The sequence below is a fragment of the Rhizohabitans arisaemae genome, assembly GCF_025996515.1.
Lineage (GTDB): Bacteria > Actinomycetota > Actinomycetes > Streptosporangiales > Streptosporangiaceae > Rhizohabitans > Rhizohabitans arisaemae.
The window spans coordinates 257,132-271,309 of sequence record NZ_BLRH01000029.1 but is presented as its reverse complement, the minus strand read 5'-3'; the positions used below and the strand labels follow the sequence as shown (position 1 = coordinate 271,309).

The following is a 14,178-nucleotide window of genomic DNA, read 5'->3' as shown; positions in this document are numbered from 1 at the left end:
GTCAGCGGTGGGTGAAGTAGTCCGCCACAACCTGGGTGTGCAGGGGGAAGGCCAGCTCCCGGGGTGCGTCGACGACCAGCCACTCGATCGTCTCGTCCGTGGCCGCCATAGGCGGGAGGGTGCAGGCGGCGAACCGCGGCCCCAGCCCGAAGACGAGGACGGTGCCGTCAGGCGCGCTGCGGGTGTCGAACAGCGTGACGTCCCCGGCGTCGACCACGACCCCGGTCTCCTCGCGGAGTTCCCGGGCCGCCGCCTGCTGCCAGGACTCGCCCACGTCGATGAAGCCGCCGGGCAGGGCGAGCTCGCCCTTGCGCGGCTCGACGCCCCGGCGGATCACCAGCAGGCCGTCGTCCACCGGCAGGACCATCACGGCGACCGGCAACGGGTTGAGGTAGCTGGTGTTCCCGCAGCCGGAGCAGGTACGCGGCCACGCCTGGCCGGGGGCGAAGGCGGCGCCGCAGAAGGAGCAGTGCGAGTTCCTGATCGTCACGACCGGGAGACTAGACCAGGCCGATCGCGCCTTCCATCCGCTTCGGAAACCCCCGGCACCTAAGGCCTGCCTCGAACTCAGGTTTGTGTACGGCCACAACCCCGACACCCTCCGCGTGATCGTTGTGGTGTCCGCACCCCGGGCCCGTACACCACATTGATCATGCAGGTGGCGTACGGGCCACGGGATCGGCCCGGCACGGCTCCCACACCGGACCCGGATGATCGTTGCGCTGTCCGCGCCCTGCAGAGCGCACACGCCACAATGATCACTCGAACGACGTACAAGCCGCGGCCCGGTCAAGTACCGGACTCAGCACAGGCTCAAGTCACCGGTCGGCTTTGACGTAGACCCAGGCGTCGAGGCCGGAGGCCAGGCGCACCTGGACTCGGGTGTAGTCGTCGACCTCGTACGCGTCGGCCGCGGCCAGCTCGGCGGCGGAGATGTCGAAGACCGTCCCGGTGACCGTGTCGGCGGGATCGCCGGTGGCGTGCACGATCGGATGGTGGGCCAATCCGCTGACCGCGAGCACCTCCGGGTCGACGATCTCCACCAGGGTGGACCGGTAGCCGGGCAAGGCGTCGGGACGGCCGTGCAGGAGGCGGCCGAAGTTGGCCTGCTGGACGGCCGGGTCCTGCAAGGTTCCGTAGGAGAAGAGCCGGACGCCGGGGTCCATGTCGGGGTACGCCATGCCGACATTCTCCCCGGCCGGACCGGGTGGTTCCTTGCTTTCCGCCCAAGGCCGTCTACGGTCGGAGCAGGCCGTGATCATCAGGCGGCCTCTGGCCGTACCAGGGGGAGAATCATGCGGCTGAGCGCACGGAACCGGATTCCCGCGCGGGTGATCGCGATCACGCATGGGGAGGCGACGGCCAACGTCGAGCTGGACGCGGTCGGCGTCCGGCTGGTGGCCTCCATCACGCTGGAGGCCGCCCGCGAGCTCGCCCTGGCCGAGGGCAGCCAGGTCACCGCGATCATCAAAGCCTCCGACGTCATCCTGGGGGTCGAACCCTGATCGAGGGCCGATCCGCAGCCGGTACGGCCTGCGGCGGCCACCCGGCACGAGCGCCTGCGGCAGCCCGTACCGGCCGTTAAGGCAGCCGACTGGAGATCGCGAGGCATGAGCGCCTCCGGCGGGAGTGTCTGCGGCAGCCCGTACCGGAACATGGATCGGATGTGGCGGTCGTCGCGATCGACGCGTGGACCGTCCACGAACTCGGGCCGGCCGGAGCAGCGGGATCACCGTGCCGGAGGCCGCCGGCAGGACTGGGGCCTTTGTGGGTTATGCGGCGTATGCGAGGATAGCCGGGTAGGCGACGGCGGAACGAGGAAGCCGGTGTGAATCCGGCGCGGTCCCGCCACTGTGATCGGCGAGCGAACCCCGAAGACGCCACTGCCCTGTACGGGCGGGAAGGCCGGGGCGAGCCTCGACCCGAGAGCCAGGAGACTCACGCGGTCGCCTCCTCCAGAAATTGGGGCGGATCTCCCCAAGAGAGGACGGTGGCTGTTATGCCCGATAAACCGGGTGATGCCTGTCCGACTGCCCACGGGACGATCCGGCTCCTCCCCCGTCGCAGGCGTCGTCGAGGAACGACGGCCGCGACCTGTTCCCAGGAGACCGTCCATGGGTCCATCCCACCCGCCCGACCTCACCCCCTCCATCGGTAAGACCCGCAGAATCAGGCGCCGCTTACCGCTGTTCTCCCTGGCCTTGGCGACCGCCTTGTTCGCATCCGGTTGCGGCGGCACCGAGCGGAGCGCCTCCCTATCCGCCGACCCCTCCGCTCCCGCGCCGTCGGCCGGCGGATACCCGCTCACGGTGACCAACTGCGGCGTGACCACCGTCTACGAACGCGCGCCCCGGCGGGCTGCGACCCTCAGCCAGCACTCCACCGAGGTCATGCTCGCCCTCGGGCTGGAGAAGTCGATGGTGGGCACGGCCTACCTGGACGACCGGATCCTGCCCGAGTACGAGGCCGCCTATCAGGGGATCAAGGTCCTGGCCAAGGAGTTCCCCTCCTACGAGACGCTGCTTTCGGTCGAACCCGATTTTGTGTACGGCGGATTCTCCAGCGCCTTCAGTGAGAAGGACGGACGCGGCCGGGACGTTCTCACCAAGGCGGGGATTCAATCCCACCTCAACATCGAGTCGTGCGCGGCCGGGAATCCGGTGACGATGGCGCGGGTCGATGAGGAGGTCCGGACGATCGGCAAGATCTTCGGGGTTTCCGACCGGGCGGAACAGCAGGTCACCACGATGCGCGGGGTGCTGGACGGGGTCAACCAGAAGGTCGGCGGGGTCGACCCGGTCAAGGTCTTCGTCTACGACAGCGGGGACAAGACGGCCTTCACCGCGGGTGGCGTCGGCATCGGCAACGAGATGATCAAGCTGGCGGGCGGGACGAACATCTTCGCCGACCTCGGCAAGGTCTTCGGCGACGTCTCGTTCGAGCAGGTGGCGGAGCGGGCGGCCGACGTGATCCTCATCTACGACTACGGCGACACGCCGCTGGAGACCAAGAAGAAGTTCCTGCTCGCCAACCCGGCGCTCAAGGACGTACCGGCGATCAAGAACAAGCGTTTCGCGGTGCTCCCGCTCTCCTCGACGGTGCTGGGCATCCGGGTGCCCGCGGCCGTGGAGTCCCTCGCCCGGCAGCTCCATCCGGACCGCTTCGCGTGACCCGGGTCGCCGAGGCCCCGGCCGCCCTGGCCGGGGCCCGCCGGATCCGCGTGCCGTACACCCTGGTCCTGACGCTGCTCGGCCTCGGGGTCGGGGCGGCGGCCACCGCCGCGATCGCGGTCGGCTCGGTCCCCCTGCCGCCCGGTGACGTCTGGGGCATCCTGCTGCACCGGCTCCATCCCGCACTGGCCGAGCCCACCTGGACCGCGGTCCGGGAGACCATCGTGCTGGACGTCCGGCTCCCCCGGGTTCTGCTCTGCGGGGTCGTCGGGGCCGGACTGTCGGTGTGCGGGATGGCCCTGCAGGCGCTGGTGCGCAACCCGCTGGCCGACCCGATGCTCCTCGGGGTGTCCTCGGGGGCGACCGTGGGCGCGGTCCTGGTCCTCGTGCTCGGCGTGACGCTCCTCGGGATGTTCACCCTCCCGGTCGCCGCGTTCTGCGGGGCGTTCCTGGCCCTGGTCCTCGTCTACTTCCTGGCGCGCAGCGGGGGCCGGATGACCACCGTCCGGCTGGTGCTGTCCGGGGTGGCCACCGCCGAGGTACTCAGCGCGATCGCCGGCTACCTGGTCATCACCTCCGGCGACCCGCACAAGACCGAGTCGGCGTTCCGCTGGATGCTCGGCGGGCTCGCCGGCACCACCTGGGACCTGGTCTGGATCCCCGCCTCCGCGGTGCTGCTCGGCACCGCCGTGCTGCTGGGGGTGAGCCGCCCGCTCAACCTGCTGCTGGCCGGGGAGGAGGCGGCCGCCTCACTCGGTTTGAACGTGCACCGCTTCCGGGCGACGCTCTTCGTGGTCGTCGCCCTGATGGTCGGCGCGGTCGTGGCGGTCAGCGGCGCGATCGGCTTCGTGGGTTTGATGATGCCGCACATGGTGCGGCTGCTGGTCGGGGCGGACCACCGGCGGGCGCTGCCCGCGGTCGCCCTGCTCGGGGCGGGGTTCCTGATCCTCACCGACCTCGCCGCCCGCAGCCTGATCGCCCCGGAGGAGATCCCGATCGGCATCTTGACCGCGCTCGCCGGAGGCCCGTTCTTCCTGTGGCTGATGCGGCGGAGGGCGGCCCGATGAAGCCGGCGGCGCTACGCGCGGAAAACATCTCTGTCATGGTGGGCGGCCGCCCGCTCGTGCAGGACGTCTCCCTGGAGGTCGCTCCCGGCGAGGTGGTTGCGCTGGTCGGGCCGAACGGGGCCGGAAAGTCCACCCTTCTACGGACGTTCTATCGAGCGGTACGGCCGACCTCGGGCCGGATCCTGCTGGACGGCGACGACATCTGGCTCATGCCGGGCAAACTGCTCGCCCGGCGGCTCGCCGCCGTACTCCAAGAGGCGTCCGGCGAGTTCGAGCTGACCGTGTACGACGTGGTGGCGATGGGGCGCAGCCCGTACAAGCGCGCCTTTCAAGGAGACGACGCCGACGACCGGGAGATCGTGCTGGGCTCGCTCGACGCCCTGGACGTCGTAAGACTGGCCGACGCGCCGTTCGACCGGCTCTCCGGCGGGGAGAAGCAGCGGGTCCTGATCGCGCGGGCGCTGGCCCAGCGGACCGGGACCATGGTGCTCGACGAGCCGACCAACCACCTCGACCTCCGCCATCAGCTGGACGCGCTCCGGCTGGTACGGCGGCTCGGGGTGACCGCCGTCGTCGCGTTGCACGACCTCAACCTGGCCGCCGCGTTCTGCGACCGGATCTGCGTCCTGAACGCCGGACGGCCGGTCGCCGACGGACCGCCCGCAGAGGTGATCACACCGGAGCTCCTCGCCGAGGTCTATCAGGTGACCGCGGAGGTCAGCGTCGACCCGGACACCAAGATTCCACAGGTCAGCGTGGTTCCTGAGCTGTTTCACCGACCGACGGGAGAGCGACCGTGTTGACCCTAGAGCCGTTGACTCCCGCACCGCCCGAGACGGTCGCCGCCGCGCTGGCCGACGTCGCCGCCCTGGGCTCCTTCTTCACACTTCCGATCGATGGGACCGGTGACGGATGGCGTCCGGTCCGGGACGCGTACGCGACGGGTCTGGAGCATCTGGTGGCCGAGCGGGCGGCCCGGTACGGCACGCCGGAGCTGCGGATCGCCGCCTCCGTCGTCCAGCTCGGGCACGCCTGCCGGCTATGGGCGCCCCTCCTCGGCTGCGTCGTCGTCCACGGCGTCGTCCCGGACCTCGGCGATCTCCGGCAGCGCACGGACGGACCCGGGCTGTCCCTGCCCGAGCCCCGCGGCTGGTGGGCGCCGTGCGGCGAGACGCTGGTGGCCGTCCTCTACGAGCAGGTCGTGACGGGCCACCTCGTCCCGCTCGCCGCCGGGCTCCGGGTCAAGGTCGCGACCGGACTCCTGTACGGCAACGCGGCCTCCGCCCTGGCCGAGGCGGCCCGCGACCTCCGCCGGGCCCGCCCCGACCTGAGGGATTCGATCGCCTGGCTCGCCGGCGAACTCCTCGGCACCGGGAAACTCCGCGGCAAGGGCGAGTTCACCCGCCCGGATCTCGCTTTCCGGCGCCGCACCTGCTGCCTGTACCATCGCGTCCCCGGCGGCTCCCGGTGCGGCGACTGCTCACTGGACCGAAAACGCCCGAGCTCCCGAGGTTGAGTTTGTTGCCAACCACTTGGCAAAGTTGCCAGATTTCGAAGTTTGCCAGCAAGTGGCAAAACGCGATTCCCGGCAACTTTTGCCAAGATCGGTTAAGTACCTGTGACATCCTGAGGGAATGACCGAAAGCCTGGGAGCCTGGTCGCCGGAGAGCGAGCACCACCTGCTGGAGCTTGGCCTCGAACGGCTGCGCAGTGCACTCGGCGCTGAGTGGAAGATCGAGATGAAGCAGGAGCCCGCAGGTTCATCGAAGCATTGGGCCCAAAACTACGAGATCATCACTGTCAAAGGTCCCGATCAGAGCCTCTACGGCGAGGTTCTGGTAGAAACCATGCTTGATCCGACTCCGGCTCGATTGCAGGGGGCGGTCTGGCCCCGTCTTGAACTACTGAAACGCCTGCACCCGAACGCGGCGGCGATAGTCATCGCGCCCTGGATCAGCCCGCGGACCCGCGACATGCTTGCGGATTGGGACTGTGGCTATCTCGATCTAACCGGGAACATCTCCTTCCGAATGGATCGCCCCGCTGTGGTGATCCGAACTCAGGGCTCCGAACGCGACCCCCGATCGCGGACCAGAGGTGGCACCCGGGGCTTGAGCGGCGCCAAGGCCGTACGCCTGATTCGAGTCCTGACAGATGTGCGTCCCCCGTACCGTGCGGTTGATCTGGCCACGGCCACGGGTTTGAGCAACGCCTACGTCTCCCGTCTGCTTGACGTCCTTGAAGAGGAAGGATTGATCAAGCGCCGCGACAGAGTGGTCACCCGGGTCGACTGGGTGGCCCTGTTACGCTCACGCGCCTCACAGACGGCCCTGCTCAAACCCGGCCGCTACACGGGGTATATAGCGCCCGGCGGGGTGGAAGTCGCCATCGCCGGACTGCGTGACCTCGAACGCCAGTTTCCTGGCGCATTCGCCGTGACCGGACCGGCGGCGGCTCTGGCGATCGCGCCGTTGGCCATCGGTGGCCAGACCATGCTCCATGCCACGCCGAAGATCACGAACATCCTCGCCAAAGATCCACGCCTGATCGCCACCGATCAAAGCCCGGATCTTTTGGTGCTCACTCCACCTGATCCCATTGTGTTTTTCGGACTCCGTCAGATCGACGGTCTGCCCCACGTGGCACTAAGTCAATTGGTCCTGGATTGTCTGTCAGGTCCGGGAAGGCTGCCCGCCGCTGGTGAGTCAGTCGTCGATTTCATGCGGGAACATGAGAAAACATGGCGCCGAGATGGTCTGGAAACCGTAAAGTTTCCGACGTCCTAGATCCCCAGCCCCTGCCGGGTTTCTCTGGGAGCTTTCGCCGCGCTCCCGGCGTGGAGATGGCCGTACGTGCACTTGCCGGGGATCTGCCGGAAACTCGCGTGCGGCTGGTGGCTCCGGCGTTTGTCGAGGCCAATCTGCCGGAAGGCTGACGTTTCCCGGTAGCCGAGGTTTCCTGCGTCTCGCCGTACCGTCTATCGCACCGGGGTTAGCCGCCGATGGCGCTCATGGGGCGGGGTGGCTGGATGAAGGTGGGGTCGTCGACGCCATGGCCTGCGGGTTTGGCGGTCATGGCGCCGCGCCAGGCTTGGGCGAGCTCGGAGTCGGGGGCGCCGGAGCGGAGCAGGGTGCGCAGGTCGTCCTCGGTGCGGGAGAAGAGGCAGGAGCGGATCTGGCCGTCGGCGGTGAGGCGGGTGCGGTCGCAGTCGCCGCAGAACGGGCGGGTGACCGAGGCGATGACACCGACCCGGGCCGGCCCGCCGCCGACGAGGAAGTGCTCCGCGGGGGACGCGCCCCGGCCGGGGAGCGGGGTGAGGGTGAACCGGGTACGGAGCGAGGCGAAGATCTCGTCGGCGGTCACCATGTCGGCCCGGGACCAGCGGCGGTCGGCGTCGAGGGGCATCTGCTCGATGAACCGGAGCTCGTAGCCCTGATCCAGGCAGAAGGAGAGCAGGTCGCAGGCCTCGTCGTCGTTGACCCCGCGCATCAGCACCGCGTTGACCTTGACCGGGGTGAGGCCGTGCGCAACGGCGGCCCGCAGGCCGACGAGCACGTCGTCGAGGCGGTCGCGGCGGGTGAGCTCGCGGAAGCGGTCCCGGCGCAGGGTGTCCAGGGAGACGTTTACCCGGTTCAGGCCTGCGGCGGTCAGGGCGCCGGCGTGCCGGGCGAGGGTGAGGCCGTTCGTGGTCACCGCGATGTCGGGGCGCGGGGTCAACGCGGCGACCTCGGCGATCACGGATGCCAGTCCGGGCCGGATCAGCGGCTCACCCCCGGTGAAGCGCACCTCGCGGATGCCCAGCAGCTCGACGCCCACACGGATCACCCGGACCAGCTCGGCGTCGGTGAGCACTTCGTTCCTCGGCAACCAGGCCAGGCCCTCGGCCGGCATGCAGTACACGCAGCGCAGGTTGCACCGGTCGGTGACCGAGACCCGCAGATCGGTGGCGACCCTGCCGTACCGGTCCACCAGCCCGCCGCCGGTCATCGGTGGATCGCCTCGGTGATGGTGGAGAGCCGTGCCCCGGTGCCGCCCCAGGTGAGCGCGATGATCTCGGCGGCGATGGCGACGGCGGTCTCCTCCGGTGTCCGGGCGCACAGGTCCAGGCCGATCGGGGAGGAGAGCCGGGCGAGCTCGGCCTCGGTGACGCCCTCGGCCCGCAGCCGGGCGTTGCGATCCTCGTGGGTGCGCCTGCTCCCCATCACCCCGATGTAGCGGGCGGGGGTGCGCACCGCGAGCGTGAGCAGGGGCACGTCGAACTTGGGGTCGTGGGTGAGCACGCAGATCGCGGTCCGTTCGTCGACGTGGGCGGTGGCGAGGTACCGATGCGGCCAGTCGACCACGACCTCGTCGGCGTCGGGGAACCGCTTGGCGGTGGCGAAGACGGGGCGGGCGTCGCAGACCGTGACGTGGTAGCCGAGGAACTTGCCGATCCGGGTGACCGCCGCGGCGAAGTCGATCGCCCCGAAGACCAGCATCCGGGGCGGTGGGGAGAAGGACTGGACGAACACGCTCAGGTCGTCCTCCCGCCGTCGTCCGTCCAGCCCGGTGCGGACGGTGCCGGTACGGCCTGAGGCGAGCATGCCCCGGGCGAGCTCGGCGATCGCCGCGTCCCGCCGTACCCGCCCCAGGGTTCCGGCGGTCCCGGCGTCGGTGACGACGAGACGCCCGCCGATCTCGGGGAGGCCGCCGGTCACGGTGGCGACCGCGATCGGTTTCCCGGCCACGACCGCCGCGGCCAGTTCGGCGAACTCGGGGTAGGAGTGGTCGTCGACCGGGACCACGAGCACGTCGAGCATGCCGCCGCAGGTCAGCCCGACGCCGAACGCCTCGTCGTCGCTGACGCCGTAGTGGGCCAGGCGCGGCTCCCCGCTCTCGATCACTTCGAGCGCGAGTTCGTACAGCGCGCCTTCGACGCATCCGCCGGACACGCTGCCCACGACCTCGCCGCTCTCGGCGACCGCCATCGCGGCCCCGGGCTGCCGGGGTGCGGACTTCCAGGTGGCGACCACCGTGGCGAGGGCGAAACGGATACCGTCGCGCCGCCAGGCCAGGAGCGTCTCCGCGATCTCCTTCATCGCCGGACCCTAGCGGTTCGCCCACCAGATGACGATGGCCGCGACCACGACGGCGCCGATCGCCACCGGGGCGACCCGCTTGAGGACGCTGCCCCGGGCGGCGCTGAGCAGGTCAAGCGCTTCGGCCTCCCGCGGGGGCGCACTGCTCGCGGCCGGAACGGCCGGACGGGTGGCACCGGCCGAGGCGGCTTGGGCGGCCACCGGCTCGGGCTGCCGGTCCGCTTCGGCGAGGCTCGCGGCGAGGTTGGCGGAGAACTGCCCGAGGATCTTGTTGCCGATCTCCAGCATCATGCCGCGCCCGAACTGCGCGGGACGGCCGGTGATGTTGAGGTCGGTGACGATGGAGCAGGTCGTGGTGGACGGGCCCGACTCACGCAGGACCGCGGTGACCTGGGCGCTCGCGCTTCCGTTGCCTTTGGTGTCGGTGCCTTTGGCGCTGATCCTGACCTGCCGGTTCTCGGCGTCGCGCTCCTCGAACCGCGCCGTGCCGTTGTAGGTGAGCAGCACCGGGCCCAGCTTCACCTTGACCGAGCCGGCGACGGTGTCGTCCTCGAAGGAGGTCAGCGAGGCGCCCGGGAAGCAGGGGGCGATCCGCTTGACGTCAAGCAGCACCTCCCAGGCCCGGTCCACCTCGACGGGGATGGTGAATTCCTGTTCGAGCTTCATGCCCACACTCCCGAGACAACTGTCACCGGCTTTGGCGACGTAGTCATTCAACGGATAGCAAATCCACTCCGCGAATACAACGGTCGATTACACCGGCCTGATCTGCCGTTGACACTGCACACGTCTTAAAGTTACCGTCCTCTGAGTGGATATCATGTCCGCCTAGCGGACACTAGTCAATAGGAGAGCCGTGGCCGGTAGCTTGCGTGTCTCGGTGGACACCGGAGGCACTTTCACCGACGTGATCGGCATCGACGGTGTGAGCGGCGCCGTCCACGTGGTCAAGACCCCGAGTGACCGAGAGGACCCCAGCCGGGCGCTGCTCACCGGCGTCGAGAAGGTCCTCGCCCTCGCGGGCGCCGACTTCGACAGCGTCGAGATGGTGGTGCACGGCACGACGACGGCGACCAACGCCGTGCTGGAGCACGAATTCGACGGCATCGGGCTACTCGTGACCGAGGGCTTCCGCCACCTGCTGGAGATCGCGCGGCAGTCGGTCCCCGACGGCTACGGGAACTCCTTCTTCTGGGTGAAGCCACCGCGGATCGTCCCGCTGCACCTCGTCCGTGAGGTGCCCGGACGGCTCACCTTCGACGGGGCGGTCCACCGCGAACTCGACGAGGCGGCCGTCCTCGCCGCCGCCAAGGAGCTGGTCGACGCGGGCGTCAACCGCCTCGGCGTCTGCCTGCTGCACTCCTACGCCAACCCCGAGCACGAGCGCCGGGTCGGCGAGCTGCTGGGCGAGGCCTTCCCCGACCTGTTCGTCTCCCTGTCCAGCACGGTGCTGCCGGAGTACCGCGAGTACGAGCGGGCCATGACCACGCTGCTCGACGTCATGGTCAAGCCCTACTGCCGCACCTACCTGGACCGCGCCCACCAGGAGTTGCGGGCCCGCTCCGGAGACCTGCCGTTCCTGATCATGCAGTCCAACGGCGGTGTGGTCAGCGCCCAGGCCGCCGGGGAGAAGCCGGTCACCATGCTGCTCTCCGGACCGGCCGGCGGGGTGCTCGGCGCGATCGAGTCGGCGCGTGGCGCGGGTATCTCCGACATCATCACGCTGGACGTGGGCGGCACCTCGACCGATGTCGCCCTGATCGAGGACCTCACGATCCGGCTCACCAACGAGACCGTGATCGAGAACTATCCGGTCAAGGTCCCGATGATCGACATCGCCACGGTGGGCACCGGCGGCGGCTCCCTCGCCTGGGTCGGGCCGAACGGCGCGCTCAAGGTCGGCCCGAAGAGCGCGGGTGCGGTCCCCGGCCCCATCTGCTACCGCAGGGGCGGCACCCGGCCCACGGTGACCGACGCCGCGGCCGTGCTCGGACGCTTCCCCGCGTCGCTGGTCGGCGGCGACCTGGTCCTGGACATCGAGTCGGCCAGGGCGGTGTTCGCCGAGTTCGGCGCCCACTGGGACCTGAGCGCCGAGGACGCCGCGGCGGGGGTGCTGGAGGTCGCCGTCGCCGGTCAGGTCGCCGGAATCCGCCAGGTCTCCACCCTCAAGGGCCGCGACCCGGGCGCCTACACGCTGGTCGCCTTCGGCGGGGCCGGCCCGCTGCTCGCCGCCGAGGTCGCCGACTTCCTCGGCATGACCTCGGTGCTGGTGCCGCCGAACCCCGGCAACCTGTCCGCGTTCGGCCTCCAGGTGACCGACGTCAAGCGCGACTATGTACGGACTTTCGTCCGGCAGGTCTCCCCGGAGGTGACCGCGGAGGTCACGGCGCTCTGGAACGAGCTGGAACGGCTCGGCCAGGACGAGCTCGCCGACGAGGGGGTCAACGCCGCACGGGTGGAGCTGGTGCGCAGCGCCGACATGCGGTACGTGGGCGAAGGGTACGAGGTCACGGTCTCGGTCCCCGTCGGCACCCCCGACGCCGAGTCGCTCGCCGCGGTCGCCGTGGCCTTCCACGACGAGCACGAGCGGGTGTACGGGTTCTCCTACGCCGGCAAGCAGGACGTCGAGATCGTCAACCTCCGGGTCCAGGCCGTCGGCCGGCTCCACCGCCCGGAACTCACCGGGGTGACCGAAAGCGCCGCAGCCGAGCCCGCTTCCCGCCGCCCGGTCTACTGGCGCGGGGCCGGCTGGCGGGACTGCGTGATCTACCGCCGGGCCGACCTGGGCGCCGGGTCGCGGATCGACGGCCCGTGCGTCGTCGAGGAGTACGGGGCCACCGTGGTCGTCCCCGCGGACTGGGCCGCCACCATCGATTCCTTCGGCAACCTGATCATGAAAAGGCGGTTGGCATGACAACCAGGCTCGGGCCCATCGAACTCGAGGTCATCACCGGCACGATCCGCTCGGCCGAGGTGGAGATCGAGGCCGCGGTGGAGCGGGCGGCACGCTCCCCGATGATCCGTGACCAGCACGACTACCGGGTCGGCCTGTACGACGCCAAGGGCCGCAAGCTCACCGGCCGGTCGTACGGCTCCCTGATCGAACCGATCTTCGAGTTCTTCGGGGACGACATCAACCCCGGTGACGTCTTCTTCTGGAACGATCCGTACAACAGCGCGGGCTCCTGCGGCCACGTCCCGGACCTGTGCACCACCGTGCCGATCTTTTACGGCGGCCGCCTGCTCGGCTTCGCCCAGGTCTTCGGCCACCACGACGACGTGGGCGGCTGCGTCCCCGGAAGCCTGCCGGTCCAGGTCCGGGACCAGTGGGGTGAGGGCCTGGTGGTCCCCCCGGCCAAGCTCTACGACAAGGGCGTGCTCAACGAGACCGCGTTCCGGATCATCGAGCGGAACTCCCGACTCCCCGAGCACCTGCGGGGCGACATCGACTCCGAGATCGGGGCGTGCCAGCTCGGCTCGCGCAGACTCACCGAGCTCGCCGAACGGTACGGCGTCGAGGCGCTGGAGGACGCGTTCGACGCGATCATCGAGAACTGCGCGGCGACGATCCGGGCGGAGCTGCTGCCCAAGATCGCGGACGGCGTCTACACGTTCGAGGACTACATCGAGTCCGACGGTTTCACCCGGAAGCTGTACGCCATGCGGCTCACCATGACCAAGACCGCGGAGAAGATCACGCTCGACTTCACCGGCACCGACCCGGAGGCCGAGGGCCCGATCAACTGGGCCATCGACTACTGCGAAGGCCGGTTCGTCCGCAAGTGGATGGGCCCGGTGCTGCGCTGCCTGGCCGACTCGCCGGAGCGCGCCGCCGAGATCGACATCAACGAGGGCGTGCTGGACGTCATCGACGTGGTCTTCCCGGAGAAGGGCACCCTGGTCACCCCGCACTTCGGCCGCCCCACCGGTCTGCGGTTCTTCATCCTCATCCGCTCCCTGGGCATCTTCGCCGGGGCGCTGGCCAAGGCCACCGGCGGGATCATGCCGGCCGACCACGAGACGATCCGGATCTGGGGCCTGCACAGCCGCGCCAGGGACGGCAAGTTGAGTCTCTTCCGCGAGGTGCTCGGCGGCGGCGGGCCGGGGCGCCCGTGGGCCGACGGCAGCGACGTCGTGCACATCGTGCCCAACTCCCGCAACCTGCCCGCCGAGTTCTCCGAGCAGCGCTACCCGGTGCTGGTGGAGAGCCTCGCGCTGCGCGCCGACTCCGCCGGGGCCGGCAAGCGCCGGGGCGGCTTCGGGTACGACAAGCGGGTACGGGCGCTGCGGGACTGCCTGCTCCTGTCCAACGCGGACCGATCCGAGCTGGCTCCGTACGGCGTCAACGGCGGCCTCGCCGGGCACCCGTACGGCGTCTCGGTGGAGTCCGGCGAGGACGGCGTGGTCCGCTCGCTCCCCGGCATGGTGGACGACGTCCAGGTGCGCGCGGGCGACCTGGTCCGGCTGTGGACGTCGGGCGGCGGCGGCTGGGGCGACCCCTTGGAGCGGGAGACCGAGCTGGTCCGGTACGACGTCCGGTGCGGGCTGGTCACCCGGGAGGCGGCCGAGTCGGAGTACGGCGTGGTCTTCGCCGACGGGCTCACCGTGGACGAGGAGGCCACCGACCGGCTCCGGGCCGAGCGTCGCGGCGCGCGGGACGGCCTGCCCATGTTCGACCGGGGTGAGCACTTCCGGAAGGTGCAGAGCGCGGGTGGTCTGGTCTGGCCGGAAGGCTGGTCCGATCCCGACGACTGGCAGGCGGTACCGGTCTGATCAGGGGCGGAGAAGATCGTTTCTACTCCGCCCGCGGCCGCTCGCCGGTGCGTACAATCACAAGCACTCCCGAACCGCGACCTCCCGCGT

General features: G+C 70.0%; 13 protein-coding genes and 1 riboswitch. Of the genes, 8 read left to right on the top strand and 5 right to left on the bottom strand.

Annotated features, from left to right (window positions below):
- Window position 1 precedes the first annotated feature (1 nt).
- Window positions 2-490, bottom strand: coding sequence for an NUDIX domain-containing protein (locus RUR_RS12780; RefSeq protein ID WP_283135221.1), 489 nt, complete (start codon window positions 488-490; stop codon window positions 2-4).
- 328 nt (window positions 491-818) lie between these two features.
- The gene (locus RUR_RS12775) at window positions 819-1,181 is read right to left on the bottom strand and encodes a gamma-glutamylcyclotransferase family protein (protein ID WP_283135220.1); all 363 of its coding nucleotides are present in this window, start codon (window positions 1,179-1,181) and stop codon (window positions 819-821) included.
- A gap of 114 nt (window positions 1,182-1,295) precedes the next feature.
- On the opposite strand from RUR_RS12775, the gene RUR_RS12770 reads away from it, so the two are divergent.
- The 6 genes from RUR_RS12770 to RUR_RS12745 all read left to right on the top strand — a co-directional run bounded on the left by RUR_RS12770 (window position 1,296) and on the right by RUR_RS12745 (window position 7,023).
- Window positions 1,296-1,505 carry a TOBE domain-containing protein gene (locus RUR_RS12770; RefSeq protein ID WP_283135219.1) on the top strand — a complete coding sequence of 70 codons (210 nt, stop codon included), beginning with the start codon at window positions 1,296-1,298 and terminating at the stop codon, window positions 1,503-1,505.
- A 267-nt stretch (window positions 1,506-1,772) separates the two neighbouring features.
- A riboswitch (cobalamin riboswitch) is annotated at window positions 1,773-1,956 on the top strand.
- Window positions 1,957-2,114: 158 nt separating this feature from the next.
- Complete coding sequence (locus RUR_RS12765) at window positions 2,115-3,170, top strand: ABC transporter substrate-binding protein (RefSeq protein ID WP_283135218.1); 1,056 nt, start codon at window positions 2,115-2,117, stop codon at window positions 3,168-3,170.
- Window positions 3,167-4,237: a FecCD family ABC transporter permease gene (locus RUR_RS12760; protein WP_283135217.1), complete on the top strand. Its 1,071-nt coding sequence runs from the start codon at window positions 3,167-3,169 to the stop codon at window positions 4,235-4,237. Before RUR_RS12765 ends, RUR_RS12760 begins: the two co-directional genes overlap by 4 nt.
- A 35-nt stretch (window positions 4,238-4,272) precedes the next feature.
- Window positions 4,273-5,040: an ABC transporter ATP-binding protein gene (locus RUR_RS12755; protein ID WP_283135216.1), complete on the top strand. Its 768-nt coding sequence runs from the start codon at window positions 4,273-4,275 to the stop codon at window positions 5,038-5,040.
- Window positions 5,034-5,753 carry a (2Fe-2S)-binding protein gene (locus RUR_RS12750; protein WP_283135215.1) on the top strand — a complete coding sequence of 240 codons (720 nt, stop codon included), beginning with the start codon at window positions 5,034-5,036 and terminating at the stop codon, window positions 5,751-5,753. Before RUR_RS12755 ends, RUR_RS12750 begins: the two co-directional genes overlap by 7 nt.
- 118 nt (window positions 5,754-5,871) lie before the next feature.
- Window positions 5,872-7,023: a helix-turn-helix domain-containing protein gene (locus RUR_RS12745; protein ID WP_283135214.1), complete on the top strand. Its 1,152-nt coding sequence runs from the start codon at window positions 5,872-5,874 to the stop codon at window positions 7,021-7,023.
- A gap of 205 nt (window positions 7,024-7,228) precedes the next feature.
- On the opposite strand, the gene moaA is transcribed toward RUR_RS12745, so the two are convergent.
- From moaA to RUR_RS12730, 3 genes are read right to left on the bottom strand one after another with little or no spacing between them, the layout of a single operon-like run.
- Window positions 7,229-8,224, bottom strand: coding sequence for a GTP 3',8-cyclase MoaA (gene moaA / locus RUR_RS12740; RefSeq protein ID WP_283135213.1), 996 nt, complete (start codon window positions 8,222-8,224; stop codon window positions 7,229-7,231).
- Window positions 8,221-9,315: an XdhC family protein gene (locus tag RUR_RS12735; RefSeq protein WP_283135212.1), complete on the bottom strand. Its 1,095-nt coding sequence runs from the start codon at window positions 9,313-9,315 to the stop codon at window positions 8,221-8,223. Before RUR_RS12735 ends, moaA begins: the two co-directional genes overlap by 4 nt.
- 9 nt (window positions 9,316-9,324) lie before the next feature.
- Window positions 9,325-9,981 carry an SRPBCC family protein gene (locus RUR_RS12730; RefSeq protein ID WP_283135211.1) on the bottom strand — a complete coding sequence of 219 codons (657 nt, stop codon included), beginning with the start codon at window positions 9,979-9,981 and terminating at the stop codon, window positions 9,325-9,327.
- A 190-nt stretch (window positions 9,982-10,171) separates the two neighbouring features.
- On the opposite strand from RUR_RS12730, the gene RUR_RS12725 reads away from it, so the two are divergent.
- Together RUR_RS12725 and RUR_RS12720 are read left to right on the top strand one after the other, a co-directional pair.
- On the top strand, window positions 10,172-12,229 hold the full coding sequence (locus tag RUR_RS12725; RefSeq protein WP_283135210.1) for a hydantoinase/oxoprolinase family protein: 2,058 nt from the start codon (window positions 10,172-10,174) through the stop codon (window positions 12,227-12,229).
- Complete coding sequence (locus tag RUR_RS12720; protein ID WP_283135209.1) at window positions 12,226-14,088, top strand: hydantoinase B/oxoprolinase family protein; 1,863 nt, start codon at window positions 12,226-12,228, stop codon at window positions 14,086-14,088. The genes RUR_RS12725 and RUR_RS12720 overlap by 4 nt, the downstream gene beginning before the upstream one ends.
- The last annotated feature ends 90 nt before the right edge of the window (window positions 14,089-14,178 follow it).

Excerpts from the sequence above, each read along its gene's own strand:
- RUR_RS12755 (WP_283135216.1), top strand. The coding sequence starts at position 4,273 with ATGGTGGGCGGCCGCCCGCTCGTGCAGGACGTCTCCCTGGAGGTCGCT.
- RUR_RS12735 (WP_283135212.1), bottom strand. The coding sequence starts at position 9,315 with ATGAAGGAGATCGCGGAGACGCTCCTGGCCTGGCGGCGCGACGGTATC.
- RUR_RS12730 (WP_283135211.1), bottom strand. The coding sequence starts at position 9,981 with ATGAAGCTCGAACAGGAATTCACCATCCCCGTCGAGGTGGACCGGGCC.
- RUR_RS12720 (WP_283135209.1), top strand. The coding sequence starts at position 12,226 with ATGACAACCAGGCTCGGGCCCATCGAACTCGAGGTCATCACCGGCACG.
- RUR_RS12745 (WP_283135214.1), top strand. The coding sequence starts at position 5,872 with ATGACCGAAAGCCTGGGAGCCTGGTCGCCGGAGAGCGAGCACCACCTG.
- RUR_RS12770 (WP_283135219.1), top strand. The coding sequence starts at position 1,296 with ATGCGGCTGAGCGCACGGAACCGGATTCCCGCGCGGGTGATCGCGATC.
- RUR_RS12765 (WP_283135218.1), top strand. The coding sequence starts at position 2,115 with ATGGGTCCATCCCACCCGCCCGACCTCACCCCCTCCATCGGTAAGACC.
- RUR_RS12775 (WP_283135220.1), bottom strand. The coding sequence starts at position 1,181 with ATGGCGTACCCCGACATGGACCCCGGCGTCCGGCTCTTCTCCTACGGA.
- moaA (WP_283135213.1), bottom strand. The coding sequence starts at position 8,224 with ATGACCGGCGGCGGGCTGGTGGACCGGTACGGCAGGGTCGCCACCGAT.